This window comes from Neomoorella sulfitireducens (assembly GCF_024733845.1).
GTDB classification, from domain to species: Bacteria; Bacillota; DSM-521; order Neomoorellales; family Neomoorellaceae; genus Neomoorella; species Neomoorella sulfitireducens.
This window is the reverse complement of the sequence record NZ_JANRHG010000017.1, coordinates 1-16,117: the sequence shown is the minus strand read 5'-3', so window position 1 is coordinate 16,117 and position 16,117 is coordinate 1. Positions and strand designations below refer to the sequence as shown.

At 55.3% G+C, this 16,117-nt stretch carries 12 protein-coding genes, 1 tRNA gene and 1 riboswitch; all 13 genes read right to left on the bottom strand.

The features are described 5' to 3' along the window. Positions 1-13: 13 nt before the first annotated feature. The 13 genes from NWF31_RS13135 to NWF31_RS13075 all read right to left on the bottom strand — a co-directional run bounded on the left by NWF31_RS13135 (position 14) and on the right by NWF31_RS13075 (position 15,833). Positions 14-1,054, bottom strand: coding sequence for a rod shape-determining protein (locus tag NWF31_RS13135; protein WP_258360964.1), 1,041 nt, complete (start codon positions 1,052-1,054; stop codon positions 14-16). 128 nt (positions 1,055-1,182) lie between these two features. Further along, positions 1,183-1,878: a RadC family protein gene (radC, locus tag NWF31_RS13130; RefSeq protein WP_258360963.1), complete on the bottom strand. Its 696-nt coding sequence runs from the start codon at positions 1,876-1,878 to the stop codon at positions 1,183-1,185. Between the two features lie 220 nt (positions 1,879-2,098). Next, positions 2,099-2,716 carry a Maf family protein gene (locus NWF31_RS13125; protein WP_258360962.1) on the bottom strand — a complete coding sequence of 206 codons (618 nt, stop codon included), beginning with the start codon at positions 2,714-2,716 and terminating at the stop codon, positions 2,099-2,101. Positions 2,717-2,870: 154 nt separating this feature from the next. Further along, complete coding sequence (locus NWF31_RS13120) at positions 2,871-3,557, bottom strand: redox-sensing transcriptional repressor Rex (RefSeq protein WP_422880287.1); 687 nt, start codon at positions 3,555-3,557, stop codon at positions 2,871-2,873. Further along, positions 3,544-4,911 (bottom strand): bifunctional folylpolyglutamate synthase/dihydrofolate synthase, encoded by a 1,368-nt coding sequence (locus NWF31_RS13115; protein ID WP_258360960.1) that lies wholly within the window; start codon positions 4,909-4,911, stop codon positions 3,544-3,546. The genes NWF31_RS13120 and NWF31_RS13115 overlap by 14 nt, the downstream gene beginning before the upstream one ends. An 11-nt stretch (positions 4,912-4,922) precedes the next feature. After that, positions 4,923-7,565, bottom strand: coding sequence for a valine--tRNA ligase (locus NWF31_RS13110; RefSeq protein ID WP_258360959.1), 2,643 nt, complete (start codon positions 7,563-7,565; stop codon positions 4,923-4,925). A 198-nt stretch (positions 7,566-7,763) separates the two neighbouring features. Next, positions 7,764-10,076 (bottom strand): endopeptidase La, encoded by a 2,313-nt coding sequence (lon, locus tag NWF31_RS13105; RefSeq protein WP_258360958.1) that lies wholly within the window; start codon positions 10,074-10,076, stop codon positions 7,764-7,766. 98 nt (positions 10,077-10,174) lie between these two features. Next, positions 10,175-11,896 (bottom strand): ATP-dependent protease LonB, encoded by a 1,722-nt coding sequence (gene lonB, locus NWF31_RS13100; RefSeq protein ID WP_258360957.1) that lies wholly within the window; start codon positions 11,894-11,896, stop codon positions 10,175-10,177. Between the two features lie 102 nt (positions 11,897-11,998). Next, positions 11,999-13,258, bottom strand: a complete 1,260-nt coding sequence (gene clpX / locus NWF31_RS13095) for an ATP-dependent Clp protease ATP-binding subunit ClpX (protein ID WP_258360956.1) — start codon at positions 13,256-13,258, stop codon at positions 11,999-12,001. 23 nt (positions 13,259-13,281) lie between these two features. Continuing rightward, positions 13,282-13,881 (bottom strand): ATP-dependent Clp endopeptidase proteolytic subunit ClpP, encoded by a 600-nt coding sequence (clpP, locus tag NWF31_RS13090; protein ID WP_422880286.1) that lies wholly within the window; start codon positions 13,879-13,881, stop codon positions 13,282-13,284. A 52-nt stretch (positions 13,882-13,933) separates the two neighbouring features. Next, positions 13,934-15,277 (bottom strand): trigger factor, encoded by a 1,344-nt coding sequence (gene tig / locus NWF31_RS13085; RefSeq protein WP_258360955.1) that lies wholly within the window; start codon positions 15,275-15,277, stop codon positions 13,934-13,936. Positions 15,278-15,469: 192 nt separating this feature from the next. Then, positions 15,470-15,544, bottom strand: a tRNA-Gly gene (locus NWF31_RS13080). A gap of 61 nt (positions 15,545-15,605) precedes the next feature. Beyond that, positions 15,606-15,833 carry a hypothetical protein gene (locus tag NWF31_RS13075; RefSeq protein WP_258360954.1) on the bottom strand — a complete coding sequence of 76 codons (228 nt, stop codon included), beginning with the start codon at positions 15,831-15,833 and terminating at the stop codon, positions 15,606-15,608. A 159-nt stretch (positions 15,834-15,992) separates the two neighbouring features. Continuing rightward, positions 15,993-16,079: riboswitch (cyclic di-GMP riboswitch) on the bottom strand. Between the last annotated feature and the right edge of the window lie 38 nt (positions 16,080-16,117).

Sequence of the window (16,117 nt, the reverse complement as noted above, 5' to 3'; positions counted from 1 at the left end):
GCTCTTCCCTCCCTTAACCTACGCGCTGTGACGGCAAGAGCACTCGTTTCAGAACTTCAATATTTTCCAGGACCTTACCCGTACCTACGGCCACGGCCGTCAGGGGATCTTCCGCCATATTCACAGGCATGCCCGTTTCCTGGCTCACCAGGCGGTCCAGGCCCCAGAGCAGGGATCCACCCCCGGCCAGGACGATGCCCCGGTCCATAAGGTCGGCAGCCAGCTCGGGCGGCGTCCTCTCCAGGCAGACCTTAATGGCTTCCAGGATGGCGGCCACCGGTTCCGCCAGGGCTTCCTGGACTTCAGTTGCCGTAATCTCAACTGTCTTGGGCAGGCCGGTTACCAGATCCCGGCCGCGGACGGCATAGGTGCGTTGTCTGCGTTCCTTATCCTCTTCCGTATCGTCGAAAAAGGCCGCTCCCAGTTCAATCTTGATTTCTTCCGCCGTCCGTTCACCAATCATCAGGTTGTAGGTGCGTTTAATATACTGGGTAATGGCCTCATCCATTTCATCGCCGCCGATGCGAATGGAGCGGCTGGTGACAATACCTCCCAGGGAAATAACGGCCACTTCGGTGGTACCGCCGCCGATATCAACAATCATGTTGCCTGTCGGCTCATAAACCGGTAACCCGGCACCGATGGCCGCCGCCATGGGTTCCTCAATGAGATAGGCTTCCTTGGCTCCCGCCTGGAAGGCCGCTTCCCGGACGGCCCGCGCTTCCACGGCCGTAACCCCGGAAGGAACGCCTACCACTACCCGCGGCCGTACCAGAAATCCCTTGGAAATGGACTTTTCAATAAAATACCGCAGCATACTCTGGGTAACATCAAAATCGGCAATGACGCCATCCTTTAAAGGGCGGATGGCAACAATATTACCAGGAGTGCGGCCAATCATCCGCTTGGCTTCTTCGCCAACGGCCAGGACATTCCCCGTTCCCCTCTGGATGGCGACCACCGAGGGTTCTCGCAGGACAATGCCCTTGTTACGGACATGAACCAGGGTGTTGGCCGTACCCAGGTCAATCCCGAGATCCCGGGCAAAAAGCATGCCATTAGCTCCTTCCTTTTAACTCGCACCCATTATAGTACATGATAAAGGCAGGGGCAACAGGTTATAAATAGAAGTCCCACCTGCCAGTTGCCAGTATCATGTAATATTAGTTTGCAGGCTTTACATTATAAAAGATTTCGCTCCTTAAAGCTGGTAAAGCGACCGTCGCCGATAATTAAATGATCCAGCACTTCAATACCTAAGATCTGGCCGGCTTCCACCAGGCGCCGGGTAACCGCCAGGTCGTCCTGGCTGGGGGTAGGATCGCCGCTGGGGTGATTATGAACCAGGATGATGGCAGCCGCGCTGCGCCTGATTGGATCTTTAAACACCTCCCGCGGGTGGGCCGGAGAAGAATTGAGGCTCCCGACAGAGACACTATCGATACCGATGACCTGATTTTTAGTATTTAAGGATATGGTACGGAAATTTTCCCGGTCGAGGTAGCGCATTTCCTCCATGAGGAGGCCGGCTACATCCCACGGGTTCTTAATCGCCGCCCGGGAAAGGTTAAAGGCGGCCAGGCGCCGCCCCAGTTCCAGGGCGGCTTTTAGCTCTGCTGCTTTGGCCAGCCCGATTCCTTTTTCTTTCTGCAACTCTTCCAGGGAGGCAGCGGCCAGGTACTGGAGGCCTTCGGGCCGGGAAAGCAGGCGTTGCGCCACGTCGATGGCCGTCTCGGTCCTGGTGCCCGTGCGGATGAGGATGGCCAGAAGTTCGGCATTGGACAGGGCCTGGGGACCGGAACTCAACAGCCTTTCCCGGGGCCGCAAGTCGGCCGGCATCCCTTTAATGGTCGTTCCTTTCGCTGCTTCCCCGGTCATTCTCTCTCCTCCGAAAATAACTCTATAGCAGGCTGGCATTGTCTCGCTCGCTCCATGGCCCTTGTGGAGCGGCCTACGGCTCAGCCTCAGGCCCGGGCGGGGTTCCCGGCCTATTCGGCATCCTTGCCTTTAGAATCCGGCCTCGCTCCTCAGCTTCGCTTAGGCCGCTTCGCCACTCAGGCCAAGTCGCTCGCTTCCGACAAATGCCAGCCAGTCATTTTCATGTCCTCGCTGGTGGCGACTCATCTCCATGGGAGGCTCCTCCCCACACATCAACACCGAATTCTTCCAGCAGTTCGGCTACTTTCACCAGGGGCAGGCCAACGACGTTAAAATAGTCACCGTTGATGCTTTCCACCAGCAGGGCGCCGCGTCCCTGGATCCCGTAAGCTCCTGCTTTATCTAAAGGTTCTCCTGTAGCTACGTAAGCAGAAATGACGGCCGGTGTTAGATGGCGAAAGGTTACTTCCGTGCCGGCGTGGGTAAATCGTTCCTCGCCGCCCGGTGCGCGTACTACCGCTACCCCGGTATAAACGGTATGGGTACGCCCGCTTAAAAAGGCCAGCATCGCCGTTGCTTCTGCTGCCGAGGCCGGTTTACCCAGGACCTGCCCCTGGCAGACGACAATGGTATCGGCGCCGATTACCAGGCCTTCTCTAAATAAACTGGCCACGGCCTTTGCCTTGGCCAGGGCCAGGCGCTCCACCCTTTGCGCCGGCGGCAGGTCTCTAAAGAAATTTTCGTCCACCCGGCTGGGGCAGACTTCAAAGCTTAACCCTATACGCTGCAGGAGCTCGCGCCGGCGCGGCGAAGAAGAAGCCAGTATCAATCTCTCCACTTCGATGTTCTTCCTTTTTTTCCTTCAATCCTCCGGGATAACCGGGGGCAGTCGTCACCGTCTTTCCAATCGCGTATTCCCTTGCGTGCGGGCTACGGCTCGACCGCTCCTCACCGTCATGCCCGGGGCTCTTGAACCTTATAAAACGGCAGGTTTACCGCGCGCCCTTCATATTCCGGCGCACGGCCAGGTTGAAGGTAAGAAGTTCCAGGTTTACGGAAAGATCGACATTCCGCAGTTCAATATGGTCGGGCACATTAAGGGCCCGGGGGGCAAAGTTTAATATCCCCTGAATGCTTGTTTCCACCAGTAAATTGGCAACGTCCTGGGCATGGTCTGCCGGTACGGCTATGATGGCAATATTAGCCTTCTCCCGTTCGATAATTTCCTTAAGGCGTTCCATGGGGTATATTTCAACCCCGTTTAGCCGGTAGCCGATTTTATGGGGGTCATTATCAAATATTCCCACCACTTTAAAACCGCGCTCCCGGAAGCCGCCATACATAGACAGGGCCGTACCCAGGTTACCGGCGCCGATAATTACCACCGACCAGGTGGTGTTGAGGCCCAGGATCTTAATGATATGCCAGTACAGGTCTTTTACATTATACCCCACACCGCGGGTGCCGAATTCACCGAAATACGCCAGGTCCTTGCGTACCTGGGCCGGGCTGACGCCGACGCCGTCGGCTATTTCCCCGGAAGAGATGGTCGTTACACCCCGCCTGTCTACATGGGCCAGGTAACGGGAATAAACCGAAAGGCGGGTAATGGTAGCCTCGGGTATTTTTAAAGTCTTCACCTTTAACTGCCCTCCTTGATATTTGCTATGGCCTTGTATCCTTGTACGAATAACCTTCAAAAGATATTCGCTGCCGGCAGGTAGAATCCTCTTTTTTAAGCTTCTTGAGCCATTCCCGCGCATCTGCCACCATGTACAGTGATCCTGTTACACAGATGAGATCAGACGGCCCGGCAATATTTAAAGCGCATGCCACGGCTTCGGGGATATCTTCAATAATTTTTATTTGTCCTCCATACCGGCGCGCCAGGTCTGCCAGGGACTGCCAGTTCCCGGCACGGTGATTGTTGGGCCTGGAAATAATAACCACAGACGCCAGCGGGGCCAGCTCGGCTACTACTTTTTCCCGTTCTTTGTCGGCCAGCATGCCGAGTACCAGGATCAGCCGCCGGTAGGAAAACAATTCTGCCAGTGCCCGGCGGAGCGTCCTGGCCCCGTCAACATTATGGGCGCCGTCAATGACTACCATGGGTTCCCGGTGCATGATTTCCAGGCGCCCCGGCCATGATGCCCGGGTCAGGCCGCGGCGGATATGGCCTTCCGTAACCGCAAGGCCGTGGTGGCGCACGGCCGCTTCGACGATGGTAACGGCGGTGGCAGCATTTTCCAGCTGGTGCCTGCCCAGCAGGGGAGTTCTAAGGCCGGTATAAGACCGCAGCAGGCCTTCGAGATCAAACTCGCCCCCCTCCAGGGATACGCGCCGCTCCTGCCAGGTGACTTCCCGGCCTACGCAGTAAAGGGTAGCGCCTTTTTCCCGGCAGGCACGGGTGATCTCTTCCAGGGCCGCAGGATGGTGGGCGGCAGTCACCACCGTACCGCCTTTTTTAATTATACCGGCCTTGACCCTGGCTATTTCAGCTATATTGTTCCCCAGGTACTCCATATGATCCATACCTACATTGGTGATACAGCTTACCAGGGCCGCAGGTATAACATTGGTCGAATCGATAGCCCCTCCTAAACCGACTTCCAGGACGGCCGGGTCAACACCTTCTTCGGCAAAATACTTCAGGGCTACCGCCGTACTTACCTCAAATTCCGTCGGTTGTTCGTAACCCGAAGCCACCATGGCCTCTAAAACCGGCTTAAACCATGTAAGGAGGGCTGCCAGTCGCTCCTCGGGAATGGGCATGCCGTTAACCCGTATCCGTTCGGTATAGGAATGGAGGTGGGGTGAAGTAAAAAGACCTACCCGGTAGCCGGCCTCCTGCAGGATACTGGCAACCATAGCGGCTACCGAACCCTTGCCGTTGGTCCCGCCAATATGGATAAAACGCAGCCGGTCCTGGGGCGAGCCGCAGCGGCGGGTAAGCTCGCGAATCCGCCCCAGGCCCAGGTTAAAGCCGAACTTTGTCAGTTCCCTTAAGAAATCCAGGGCTTCCTGGTAATCCACCCCTTCGCCTCCTAATCCTTAAGGAAGGCCAGGCGCTGGCTCAAAGCCGCAATCTTATTTTTTAATTCTACCGCCTTGTCTTCCTCCTTGGCCACAATGGCTGCCGGGGCCTTGGTGCGGAAATCTTCCCTGGCCAGCTTCTTTTCTACTTTCTCCAGCTCGTCCCGGGTGTTTTTAAGTTCCTTCTCCAGGCGGGCCTGTTCTTTCTCCAGGTCAATCAGGCCGGCCAGGGGCAGGAATACCTGGATGCCGCCGGTGACCGCCGTAGCCGCCCGGGTGGGTGGCTGGGATAAAGCGGCCTTCACCTGCACCGGGCTGGCTGCCGCCAAGACTTCCAGGTAAAGGGAGGCCCGTTGCAATATTTGCCGGTCTTTATCTGCTCCTGCTACGAGGATGACCTCTGCCGTCCGGCCCGGGGGCACGTTCATTTCGCTGCGCAGGTTACGGACAGCCCTGATGACGGCCATTATGAGTTCCATGGCCTCCTCCGCTTCCCTGTCATCCCGCCCCGGCAGGACCCGGGGCCAGGGGCTGATCATAATGCTCTCCCTTTTTCCCGGCAAATGCTGCCATATTTCTTCGGTAATAAAGGGCATGAAGGGATGGAGGAGCTGCAGGCTTTTACCCAGGACTTCTACCACGACCCCCTGGGCCACCTGCCGGGCTTTTTGATCCTTGCCGTACAGGCGGGGTTTGATTAGTTCGATATACCAGTCGCAAAACTCGCCCCAGAAAAAGTCATACAGGCGCCGGGCTACTTCGCCGATTTCATAGGCTTCCAGGCCTTCCGTGACCTCGCCAATCAGCCGGTTCAAACGACTTAAAATCCAGCGGTCGGGCAGGGCCAGCTCTCCCGGCTCGACGGGAACCGATTTGTAATCCTCAAGATTCAGGAGGACAAAGCGAGCCGCATTCCAGATTTTATTGGTAAAATTGCGGGTACCCTCCAGGCGTTCGGGATGAAATCGCAGGTCGTTCCCCGGCGTGTTGCCGGTAACCAGCATGAAGCGCAGGCAGTCGGCACCGTATTTTTCGATAACCTCCATGGGGTCGATGCCGTTTCCCAGGGATTTGCTCATTTTCCGCCCCTGGGCATCCAAAACCAGGCCGTGGATGAGCACCTCCCGGAAGGGTACATCGCCCATGAAAGCCAGGCCCATAAAGAGCATCCTGGCGACCCAGAAAAAGATGATGTCCCGCCCTGTCACCAGGACGGAAGTAGGATAGAAGGTTTGCAGTTCCGGCGTATCTTCCGGCCATCCCAGGGTGGAAAAAGGCCACAGGGCGGAACTGAACCAGGTATCCAGGACATCGGGGTCCTGTTCCAGGGCCGTACTGCCGCAGGCCGAGCATTCCACCGGGTCTTCTACGGTGCAGATCTCTTCCCCGCACTGCTGGCAGTACCAGACGGGGATACGGTGGCCCCACCACAGCTGGCGGGATATACACCAGTCGCGAATATTCTCCAGCCAGTTCAGGTATATCTTCGTGAAGCGTTCCGGCACAAAGCGGACCCTGCCTTCTTTAGCCGCCCTGATGGCCGGTGCCGCCAGGGGGGCCATGCGCACGAACCACTGGGGTGAAACCAGGGGTTCAATAATCGTGCCGCAGCGGTAACAGTGCCCCACGGCATGGCTATAGGCTTCCTCCTTGACCAGAAAGCCTTGATTTTTCAAGTCGTTGACTATTTTCTCACGGCAGGCGTAACGTTCCATACCTGCATAGGGGCCGGCCTCAGACGTCATTACCGCGTCCTTGCCGATGACGGTAACGGCGGGAAGATCATGGCGGGCCGCCACTTCAAAGTCGTTGGGATCATGGGCGGGTGTTATCTTGACGGCCCCGGTGCCGAAAGAGGGATCAACATAGCTGTCGGCAATGAGAGGGATTTCCCGGTTGACCAGGGGGAGAACCAGGGTTTTCCCGATTAAGCCCCGGTACCGCTCATCCTCCGGATTGACGGCTACGGCCGTATCGCCCAGCATGGTTTCCGGTCGGGTGGTGGCCACGGTAATACCGCCGCTGCCGTCTTTAAAGGGATAGCGGATATACCAGAGGCGGCCGTCCTCTTCCTCATGTTCTACCTCGATATCGGAAATGGTGGTCTGGCAGCGGGGGCACCAGTTGATGATATAGCTGCCCCGGTAGATAAGACCCTTTTCATAGAGGCGCACAAAGACCTCGCGCACGGCCCGGGAGCAACCCTCGTCCATGGTAAAACGCTCCCGGCTCCAGTCGCAGGATGTCCCCAGGAGGCGCAGTTGCCTGGTAATGCGGTTGCCGTACTCGTTCTTCCATGCCCAGACGCGTTCCAGGAACTTTTCCCGGCCCAGGTCGTATTTGCTTAAGTTTTCCCTGGCCAGCTCTTCTTCCACCCGGGCCTGGGTGGCTATACCAGCATGATCGGTACCAGGCACCCAGAGGGTGGCATCACCCCGCATGCGGTGCCAGCGCGTAAGGATATCCTGCAGGGTATTATCCAGGGCATGGCCCAGGTGCAGGCTCCCGGTAACGTTGGGCGGGGGCATGACTATGCTGAAGGGTTTCTGCCCTGCCGCCGGCAGGGGACCGCGGAAATAGTCGTTTTCCGTCCAGTACTGATACCATTTTTCTTCTACGGCTTTAGGATTATAGACCTTATCTAACGCAGCCAAAACGCTTGCCTCCTCGGAATCATTACTTACCCTGGCTGGCTTTTGTTTTGAGCGAGCGACTTGGTCCGAGCGAAAACAAAGCCAGCCCACTACAAAAAACCCCCATCCGCCCGGACGGACGAGGGGAGATAAGCCTTAATGGCACTCTCTACGGTATTATCTTACCGATTTCTGGCTCTTGCTGTCAAGTACTGTCTGTTATTCTTCCTTCCTCACCAGGGCTTCCCTGAGGACTTCATCCATATGCTCCACCATGATGAAATTTAGCTTGCGGCGGATATTGGCCGGGATGTCCTCCAGGTTCTTTTCATTCTCCCGGGGAAGGATGATGTTTTTCAGCCCCGCCCGGTGGGCGGCAAGGACCTTTTCCTTGATGCCGCCTACCGGCAGAACCCGGCCGCGAAGGGTAATCTCACCCGTCATGGCAAGATTGCCCTTTACCGGTACGCCGGTGAGGGCTGAGGCCATGGCCGTAGCCATGGTGATTCCCGCAGAGGGCCCGTCCTTGGGGATGGCCCCCTCGGGCACATGGATATGCAGGTCATGTTTCTCATGGAAGTCTGCTTCCAACCCCAGGGCTTCGGCCCGGGAGCGAATATAGCTGAAACCGGCGTAAGCCGATTCTTTCATGACGTCCCCGAGTTTCCCCGTCAGGGTAAGGTTACCCTTGCCTTTCATCAAGGACACTTCTACGTTGAGAACCTCGCCCCCGACCTCCGTCCAGGCCAGGCCGTTGGCCACTCCTACCATCTCATTCTGGAAAGCTTCTGTATGCCGGTAACGGGGGATACCCAGGTACTCCTCAACGTTTCCGGCGGTAATTTTTACCGCCTTCGCTTTGCCGCCGACAATATCCCGGGCCGTTTTGCGGCAGATGGTGGCTATCTGCCGTTCCAGGTTACGCACCCCGGCTTCCCTGGTATATTCCCGCACGATACGGCGGAGGGCATTTTCCGATATCTCCAGTTGCTCTTTTTTCAGGCCGTGTTCTTTGATCTGCTTCGGCACCAGGTGCAGGGCAGCTATTTTAACCTTTTCCTCTTCCGTATAACCCGGGATGCGGATGACCTCCATGCGGTCTAGAAGGGGCCGCGGGATAGAATATTCAACGTTGGCCGTAGTTATAAACATTACCCTGGATAGATCAAAGGGAGCTTCTATAAAATGATCGCTAAACATGTGGTTTTGTTCCGGGTCCAGGACTTCCAATAAGGCGGAAGCCGGGTCGCCGCGAAAGTCGCTGCTCAATTTGTCGATTTCGTCCAGTAAGAAGACAGGGTTCCTGGTCCCAGCCTGTTTCATGCCCTGGATTATCCGGCCGGGCAGGGCGCCTACATAGGTGCGCCGGTGGCCGCGGATTTCGGCCTCATCACGTACCCCTCCTAATGAAATGCGTACGAACTTGCGTTGCAGGGCCCGGGCAATCGATTTCGCCAGGGACGTCTTGCCTACTCCCGGCGGTCCGACAAAGCAGATGATGGGACCCTTCATCTTCCTGGCCAGCTGGCGGATGGCCAGGTATTCCAGGATACGGTCCTTGACTTCCTGCAGGCCGTAGTGATCCTCCTCCAGGATGCGTTCGGCCACCTTTATATCCAGCCGGTCCCGGGTCTGCTTGTTCCACGGTAAACTCAGGAGCCAGTCCAGGTAGTTGCGGACTACGGTCGCTTCGGCGACCATGGGCGGCATTTTTTCCAGGCGCTCTACTTCCTTCAGGGCCCGCTCCCGCACCTCTTTAGGCAGCCTGGCGGCTTCAATTTTCTGACGCAGTTCCTCGACTTCGACCGCCCGCTCATCTTTTTCGCCCAGCTCTTTCTGGATGGCTTTCATCTGCTCCCGCAGGTAATATTCTTTCTGGGTTTTTTCCATTTGCTTGCGGACCCGCAAGTTGATCTTGCGTTCCAGTTCCAGGATTTCCTTCTCTTTGGCCAGGATCTCGCACAGGAGGTTCAGGCGTTCTTTGATATCCACCGCTTCCAGGACGGCCTGCTTATCCGTCAGTTTGAGGTTAAGGTGGGAGGCTACCACATCGGCCAGCCGCCCGGGTTCGTCAAGGCTGACGACGGCCACCACCGTTTCCGGGGGGATTTTTTTGGACATCTTCACATAGGTTTCAAATTCATCAACCAGGCAGCGCATGAGGGCTTCGATCTCGCTGGAAGTCTCAGCAGGCTCCGGTGCTTCCTCGACAACGACTTTAAGGAAGGGATCATGGCTCAGGTATTCCTTGATATTTCCCCGCCTGATACCCTCAACCAGGATGCGGATGGTGCCGCCGGGTAGTTTTAATAACTGCTTGATCTCAGCTATCGTCCCGGTATTATATATGTCATCTTCCCCGGGGTCGTCATCCTGGGCCTCCTTTTGCATGGCCAGGAAAATAACCCGGTCCTTAAGCATTGCCTCCTCAATGGCGCTGACCGAACGCTCCCGCCCGACATCCAGGTGGATTACCGTATAAGGAAAAACAATAACCCCACGCAGGGGCAACAGGGGAAGGATCCGGCTCAAACTTTACACCTCCAAGGTGCTCCCTTGTATATACTATATCCTGTCCGGGTAATTATTCTAGTATATTCTACGGCATTATCGGTCTTATTGCAATAGCTTTAGCAGCTTAAAGGGCGGGATGGTACAGGTGCCGCGCTTAAAACCTGGGGACGGCATTTGTAATCTTCCCGGCTACCGCCGGGCTTCGCCCGGGGCATTAAAGCCAGTTCCAGGACCTCATTGACCGTATGCACGGGGACTACCTCGATGTCGTTAAAAGAAAGAAAGATCTCCTGCCAGTTATCCCTTGGAATAATTACTTTTTTCACCCCGGCAAGGCGGGCCGCCTCTACCTTGGCCACCACGCCCCCTACCGGCCGGACGATCCCCCGGATGGATACCTCTCCGGTCATGGCTACCAGATTGTTAACCGGTATTTCCGTAAAGGCAGAATAAAGGGCCGTTAGCATGCTCACGCCGGCAGAAGGGCCGTCTACCGGAACCCCCCCGGGAAAGTTGATGTGGATGTCATAATCCCGTACGTCTACCGGTAAATTTTTGCGCAGAACGGTCAAAACATTATCCACCGCATTGCGGGCCATACTCCGCCGCCGCATCCGGCGGCCGTCAAAACTCCCGCTTTCCTCTTCCTCGATGACGCCGGTAACGGTAACCTGGCCGCGATGGCTTCCGGTGAAATTGACACAGGCTTCCAGCTCAACCAGCAAGCCCATATTGGGCCCGTAGACGGCGAGGGCATTGACCACGCCTACCTGGGGTTCCTGGGGAACCCGGCCGTCCTGGCGGGGGGTATAATGGCAACTGGTCACTACCCATTCCACATCCTCGCGGGTAATTTCCCGGCGCTTTTCCGTAATGGCCAGGCCGGCCGCCAGCTGCACCATGTTGACGGCTTCGCGGCCGTTGGTGGCATACTGCTTAATTATTTCCACGCCGGCCGGGGCAATGGATAGATTTATCTTCCTGACGGCATTGCGGACAATGGTCCCGATTTCTTCCGCCAGTAAAGGACGGAAAAAAACCTCCATACAGCGCGACCGGATGGCGGCCGGGATTTCCTGGGGCAGGCGGGTCGTCGCTCCAACCAGGCGGAAATCAGCCGGCAGCCCGTTTTTAAAGATGTCATGGATATGACTGGGGATGTTGCTGTCTTCAGAACTGTAATACGCGCTCTCCAGGATCACTTTCCGGTCTTCCAGGACCTTGAGGAGCTTGTTAATCTGGATGGGATGCAATTCGCCGATTTCATCGATAAACAGGATGCCGCCGTGGGCGCGGGTGACGGCACCGGGTTTGGGCTGGGGAATACCAGCGATGCCCAAGGGACCGGCACCCTGGTAGATGGGATCATGGACGGAACCGATCAGGGGATCGGCGATGCCCCGCTCATCAAAACGTGAGGTTGCCCCATCCACTTCCACAAAGCGGGCCGATTCTTGAAAGGGGGAAAGGGGGTTTTTTTTGGCTTCTTCCAGGACCAAACGGGCGGCAGCAGTCTTGCCTACCCCCGGCGGGCCGTAGATAATGACGTGCTGGGGGTTGGGGCCACAGAGGGCGGCCCGGAGAGCTTTAAGGCCCTCCTCCTGGCCGATTATTTCCTCAAAAGTAGTGGGACGCGTCTTTTCCGCCAGGGGCTCCGACAGGGAGATTTCCCGCATCCGCTGGAGTTTCTCCAGTTCTTTACGGGATTCCCTCTCCACCGCCACCCGGTTGCCCTGCTGGTTGCGTAAAAGGTTCCAGAAATAGAGACCGATTACCACGGCAAAGAATACCTGGATAAAGGTCAGAATTCCTCCCAGGCCTTGATTCCATTGGTACACTGTTCTTTACTCCTTTCCGGATAAACCGATTACCTAAAGTTTATCCGGAAAGGAAGATTTTATCCAAAAAGGCGGTGGCTTTGCCGCCACCGCCTTTTTGCATCAGGCCGTTTCTTCTTTTTTCTTCTTCCTTTCTACCGTCAACAACAGGGGCTCTTCCTTGCGCAGGACCACCTCTTTAGTGACGATGCACTTGGTGATGTTGCTCCGCGATGGTATTTCGTACATTACGTCGAGCATTATATCTTCCAGGATGGCCCGCAAGCCCCGGGCACCGGTTTCCCGTTTCATGGCTTCTTTAGCAATAGCCCGCAGGGCGTCTTCTTTAAATTCCAGGGTGACGCCGTCTATTTCAAACAGCTTCTGGTATTGCTTGACCAGGGCATTGCGGGGTTCTGTCAGGACCCGGATCAGGGCTTCTTCATCCAGGGCATCCAGGGTGACGATAACCGGCAGGCGCCCGACAAACTCGGGGATCAAACCGTACTTCAACAAATCCACCGGTTGAACCTGCTTTAAGACGTCGCCTACCTTCACGTCTTTTTTGCTTTGAATCTCGGCCCCAAAGCCCATGGTCTTCTGGGAGATGCGGTTTTTAATGATCTTATCCAGGCCGTCGAAGGCACCACCGCAGATAAAGAGAATATTGGTGGTATCCAGCTGGATGAACTCCTGGTGGGGATGCTTGCGCCCTCCCTGGGGGGGAACGCTGGCGATGGTCCCTTCCAGGATTTTGAGGAGGGCCTGCTGGACACCTTCACCCGACACGTCCCTGGTAATGGACGGGTTTTCCGACTTGCGGGCGATTTTATCTATTTCATCGATATAGACGATACCCTTTTCCGCCTTCTCCACATCATAGTCGGCCGCCTGGATAAGCTTGAGGAGGATGTTCTCCACATCCTCGCCAACATAACCGGCTTCCGTGAGGGAGGTGGCATCGGCAATGGCAAAGGGTACATTCAGGATCCTGGCCAGGGTCTGGGCCAGCAGGGTTTTACCGCTGCCAGTAGGGCCGAGCATGATAATGTTGCTCTTCTGGAGCTCTACATCATCCATTTTCATGCCCAGGTTGATGCGCTTGTAGTGGTTGTAAACGGCTACCGACAGGGCTTTCTTGGCTTTATCCTGGCCGATGACGTACTGGTCGAGGATTTCCCGGATCTCTCTGGGCTTGGGCAGTTCGCCCATTTCCAGGTTCATATCCTCGCTCAGCTCTTCTTCGATTATCTCATTGCACAGTTCAATACACTCATCACAGATATAGACGCCGGGGCCGGCGACCAGTTTTTTAACCTGATCCTGAAGTTTACCGCAGAAGGAACACTTCAGCTGGCCCTTATCGTCTGTATATTTATACATGTTTTAAGTTCACCTCGCTGTCCCTATTTACCGGGCAACTCGCGTTTGGTGATCACCTCATCAATTAAACCGTACTCCTTCGCCTCCTGGGCGGTCATAAAATGATCGCGGTCGGTGTCCCTGGCGATCTGCTCTACCGGCTTGCCGGTAATATCGCTCAAAATACGGTTTAATGTATCCCGGATGGCCAGGATACGCCTGGCATGGATTTCGATATCCACCGCCTGCCCCTGGGTACCCCCCATGGGCTGGTGAATCATGATCTCGCTGTGGGGCAGGGCAAAACGCTTGCCCTTTGCACCGGCAGCCAGGAGGAAGGCGCCCATGCTGGCAGCCAGGCCGACACAAATGGTGGAAACATCGGGCCGGATATACTGCATGGTATCAAAGATAGCCATGCCGGCCGAAATGGAGCCGCCGGGGCTGTTGATATACAGGTGAATATCTTTATCAGGGTCTTCTGCCTCCAGGAAAAGCATCTGGGCAATCACCAGGTTGGCCACATGATCGTCAACGGCGCTTCCCAGGAAGATAATCCTGTCTTTGAGCAAGCGGGAGTAAATGTCGTAGGCCCGTTCACCCCTGTTAGTCTGCTCCACTACTACCGGTACCAGGATTGACACTCCTTACCCACCTCCATAATAGAATTCCATCCAAATAATCTCCTAATCCATTTTACCCTTCTGCTGCCGCGATTTCTCCTGTTTCTTTTTGGACCTCTTCGCCGTCTTCCCGGGAAGGTGCCGCCACACTGTTCTCTACCAGAAAATCAATGGCCTTTTTTATCATTATATCGTATTTTAGCAAGGACAAGTCGCCCAGATTCTGCATTACTTCAGCTTTATCCTGGCGGAAAATCCCGGCCATTTTCTCGATTTCCGCCTCAACCTCTTCTTCCGTAGCAGCAATATTTTCGGCTCTGGCAATTGCTTCCAGGACTAACTCGGTCTTAACATCCCTCTCCGCCCCCGGCCGGAATTCTTTCTCTAAGTCATCCATAGTCTTGCCACTGCTGTTTAAGAACTCCTCCAGGGTTATTTTCCTGGCATGCAGGTTGCGTTCCAATTCACGAATCCGGGACTCAATGCGCCGTTTTACCATGATTTCCGGCAAGTCTACCGTAGCCGCCGCCGTGGCCTTTTCCACAACCGCTTGCCTTACGGCGGCCTCGATCTCCTGCCGCCGTCTTTCTTCTAACCGGCGACGAATATCCTGGCGGAGTTCGGCCAGGGTTTCACACTCGCTGACATCTTTGGCAAATTCATCGTCCAGGGGGGCCAGCTCTTTCCGTTTGATGCCCCGGATGGTGACCTGGAAGACTGCTTCCTTGCCTGCCAGGTCTTCCTGGTAGTAGTCGGCAGGGAAGGAAACGGTAACGGTACGTTCCTCGTTGAGACGGGCCCCCACCAGCTGTTCCTCAAAGCCGGGAACAAAGGTACCCGACCCCAATTCCAGGGGATAATTATTCCCTTCCAAACCCGGATAAGCCTCTCCATCTACCGTTCCTTTAAAATCAATGACGACAATATCCCCTGCCGCTGCCGGTTCTTCTTCGATATTTTTAATGGTAGCATAACGCTCCTGCAAGTTTTTCAGGTAGGCATCGATATCTTCCTCGGTAACCTTTACTTCCGGCCGTTCCACTTCCAGGCCCTTGTAGTTGCCGAGAAGGACTTCCGGTTTAACTTCTACCCTGGCCTTGAAAACTAAAGGCTCGCCCTCTTCTACCTTGACCAGTTCCACTTCGGGGTGATCTATAGGTTCCAGCTGGTGTTCGGTTACCGCTTCTTCATAGGCCTTTGGGATAACAATTTCCGCGGCCTCATTATAAATAGGTTCTTTGCCGATATAGCGCTCCAGGATAAAGCGCGGCGCCTTGCCTTTCCTGAAACCTGGAATGTTAACCTGCTTTACCAGGCGGCGGTAAGCTTGATCCAGGGCTTTCTCTACCCTGGGCGCTTCAACTTCGATTTCCAGAAGAACTTGATGCTTATCTAGCTTCTCGACGGTAGCCTTCATTACTTACTTGCTCCTCCCTGCTCCCACTACTGGACGCCATTCATTATGAACATCCACTTGGCTTAAATATTATCAGCACTTTATTTCGCCGTTCTGCCTACCTTTTCCTGCCACAATGCTAAAAATCAAGCTAGTAGAATAACACCTCGGATAGGTTAATACCCAATCCGAGGTCCCCCCAAGCCAAAAATATGGAGCGGAAGACGGGATTTGAACCCGCGACCCTCGCCTTGGCAAGGCGATGCTCTACCACTGAGCTACTTCCGCCCGTTATACAGGCACTACCACGCTTTCCGTAGCGATATATTAACAGATAGCTCCGGTCCTGTCAAGTTTTCTGCCCGCCGGTCTTTGATAATTTAACGTCGCTACCGGGTTGCTTGACGCCCCCGCCATCAACCAGTTGTAAAAGGTTGTGTACCATTATGTTTACCTGGCCTTCGATTAACCTTAAAAGGTATTTTTTATAGATGGCCGGCATTGGCTTTTCGCGCAGGTAATCCTCCAGGAGGGCTTCCACTACTTCCTGGTTGATTAGTTTATCCCGGCAGTCCATCTGGCAATATCACCCTAGTTGTTTTCATTAATTTACCCCTTCCTGGAAAGGATGATACGCGCGAAGCTAAACGGCACGGCGAACAAAAAAATAAGGAGCATCCTCTATCACCAAAGGCTGCCCCCATCTTAACGCCGGAAATAATAGCCGCATTAAGATACCGGCAGCCTGGCGATCTTAGCTTTAAAAGCCTTAGACCCATGGCTTTGCGCCCCCTCCTTTCGGCAGGGTTTGCCTTTAGCGGTAACATTTTACGCTATTCGACATTTACTCCTTTTTTCCTG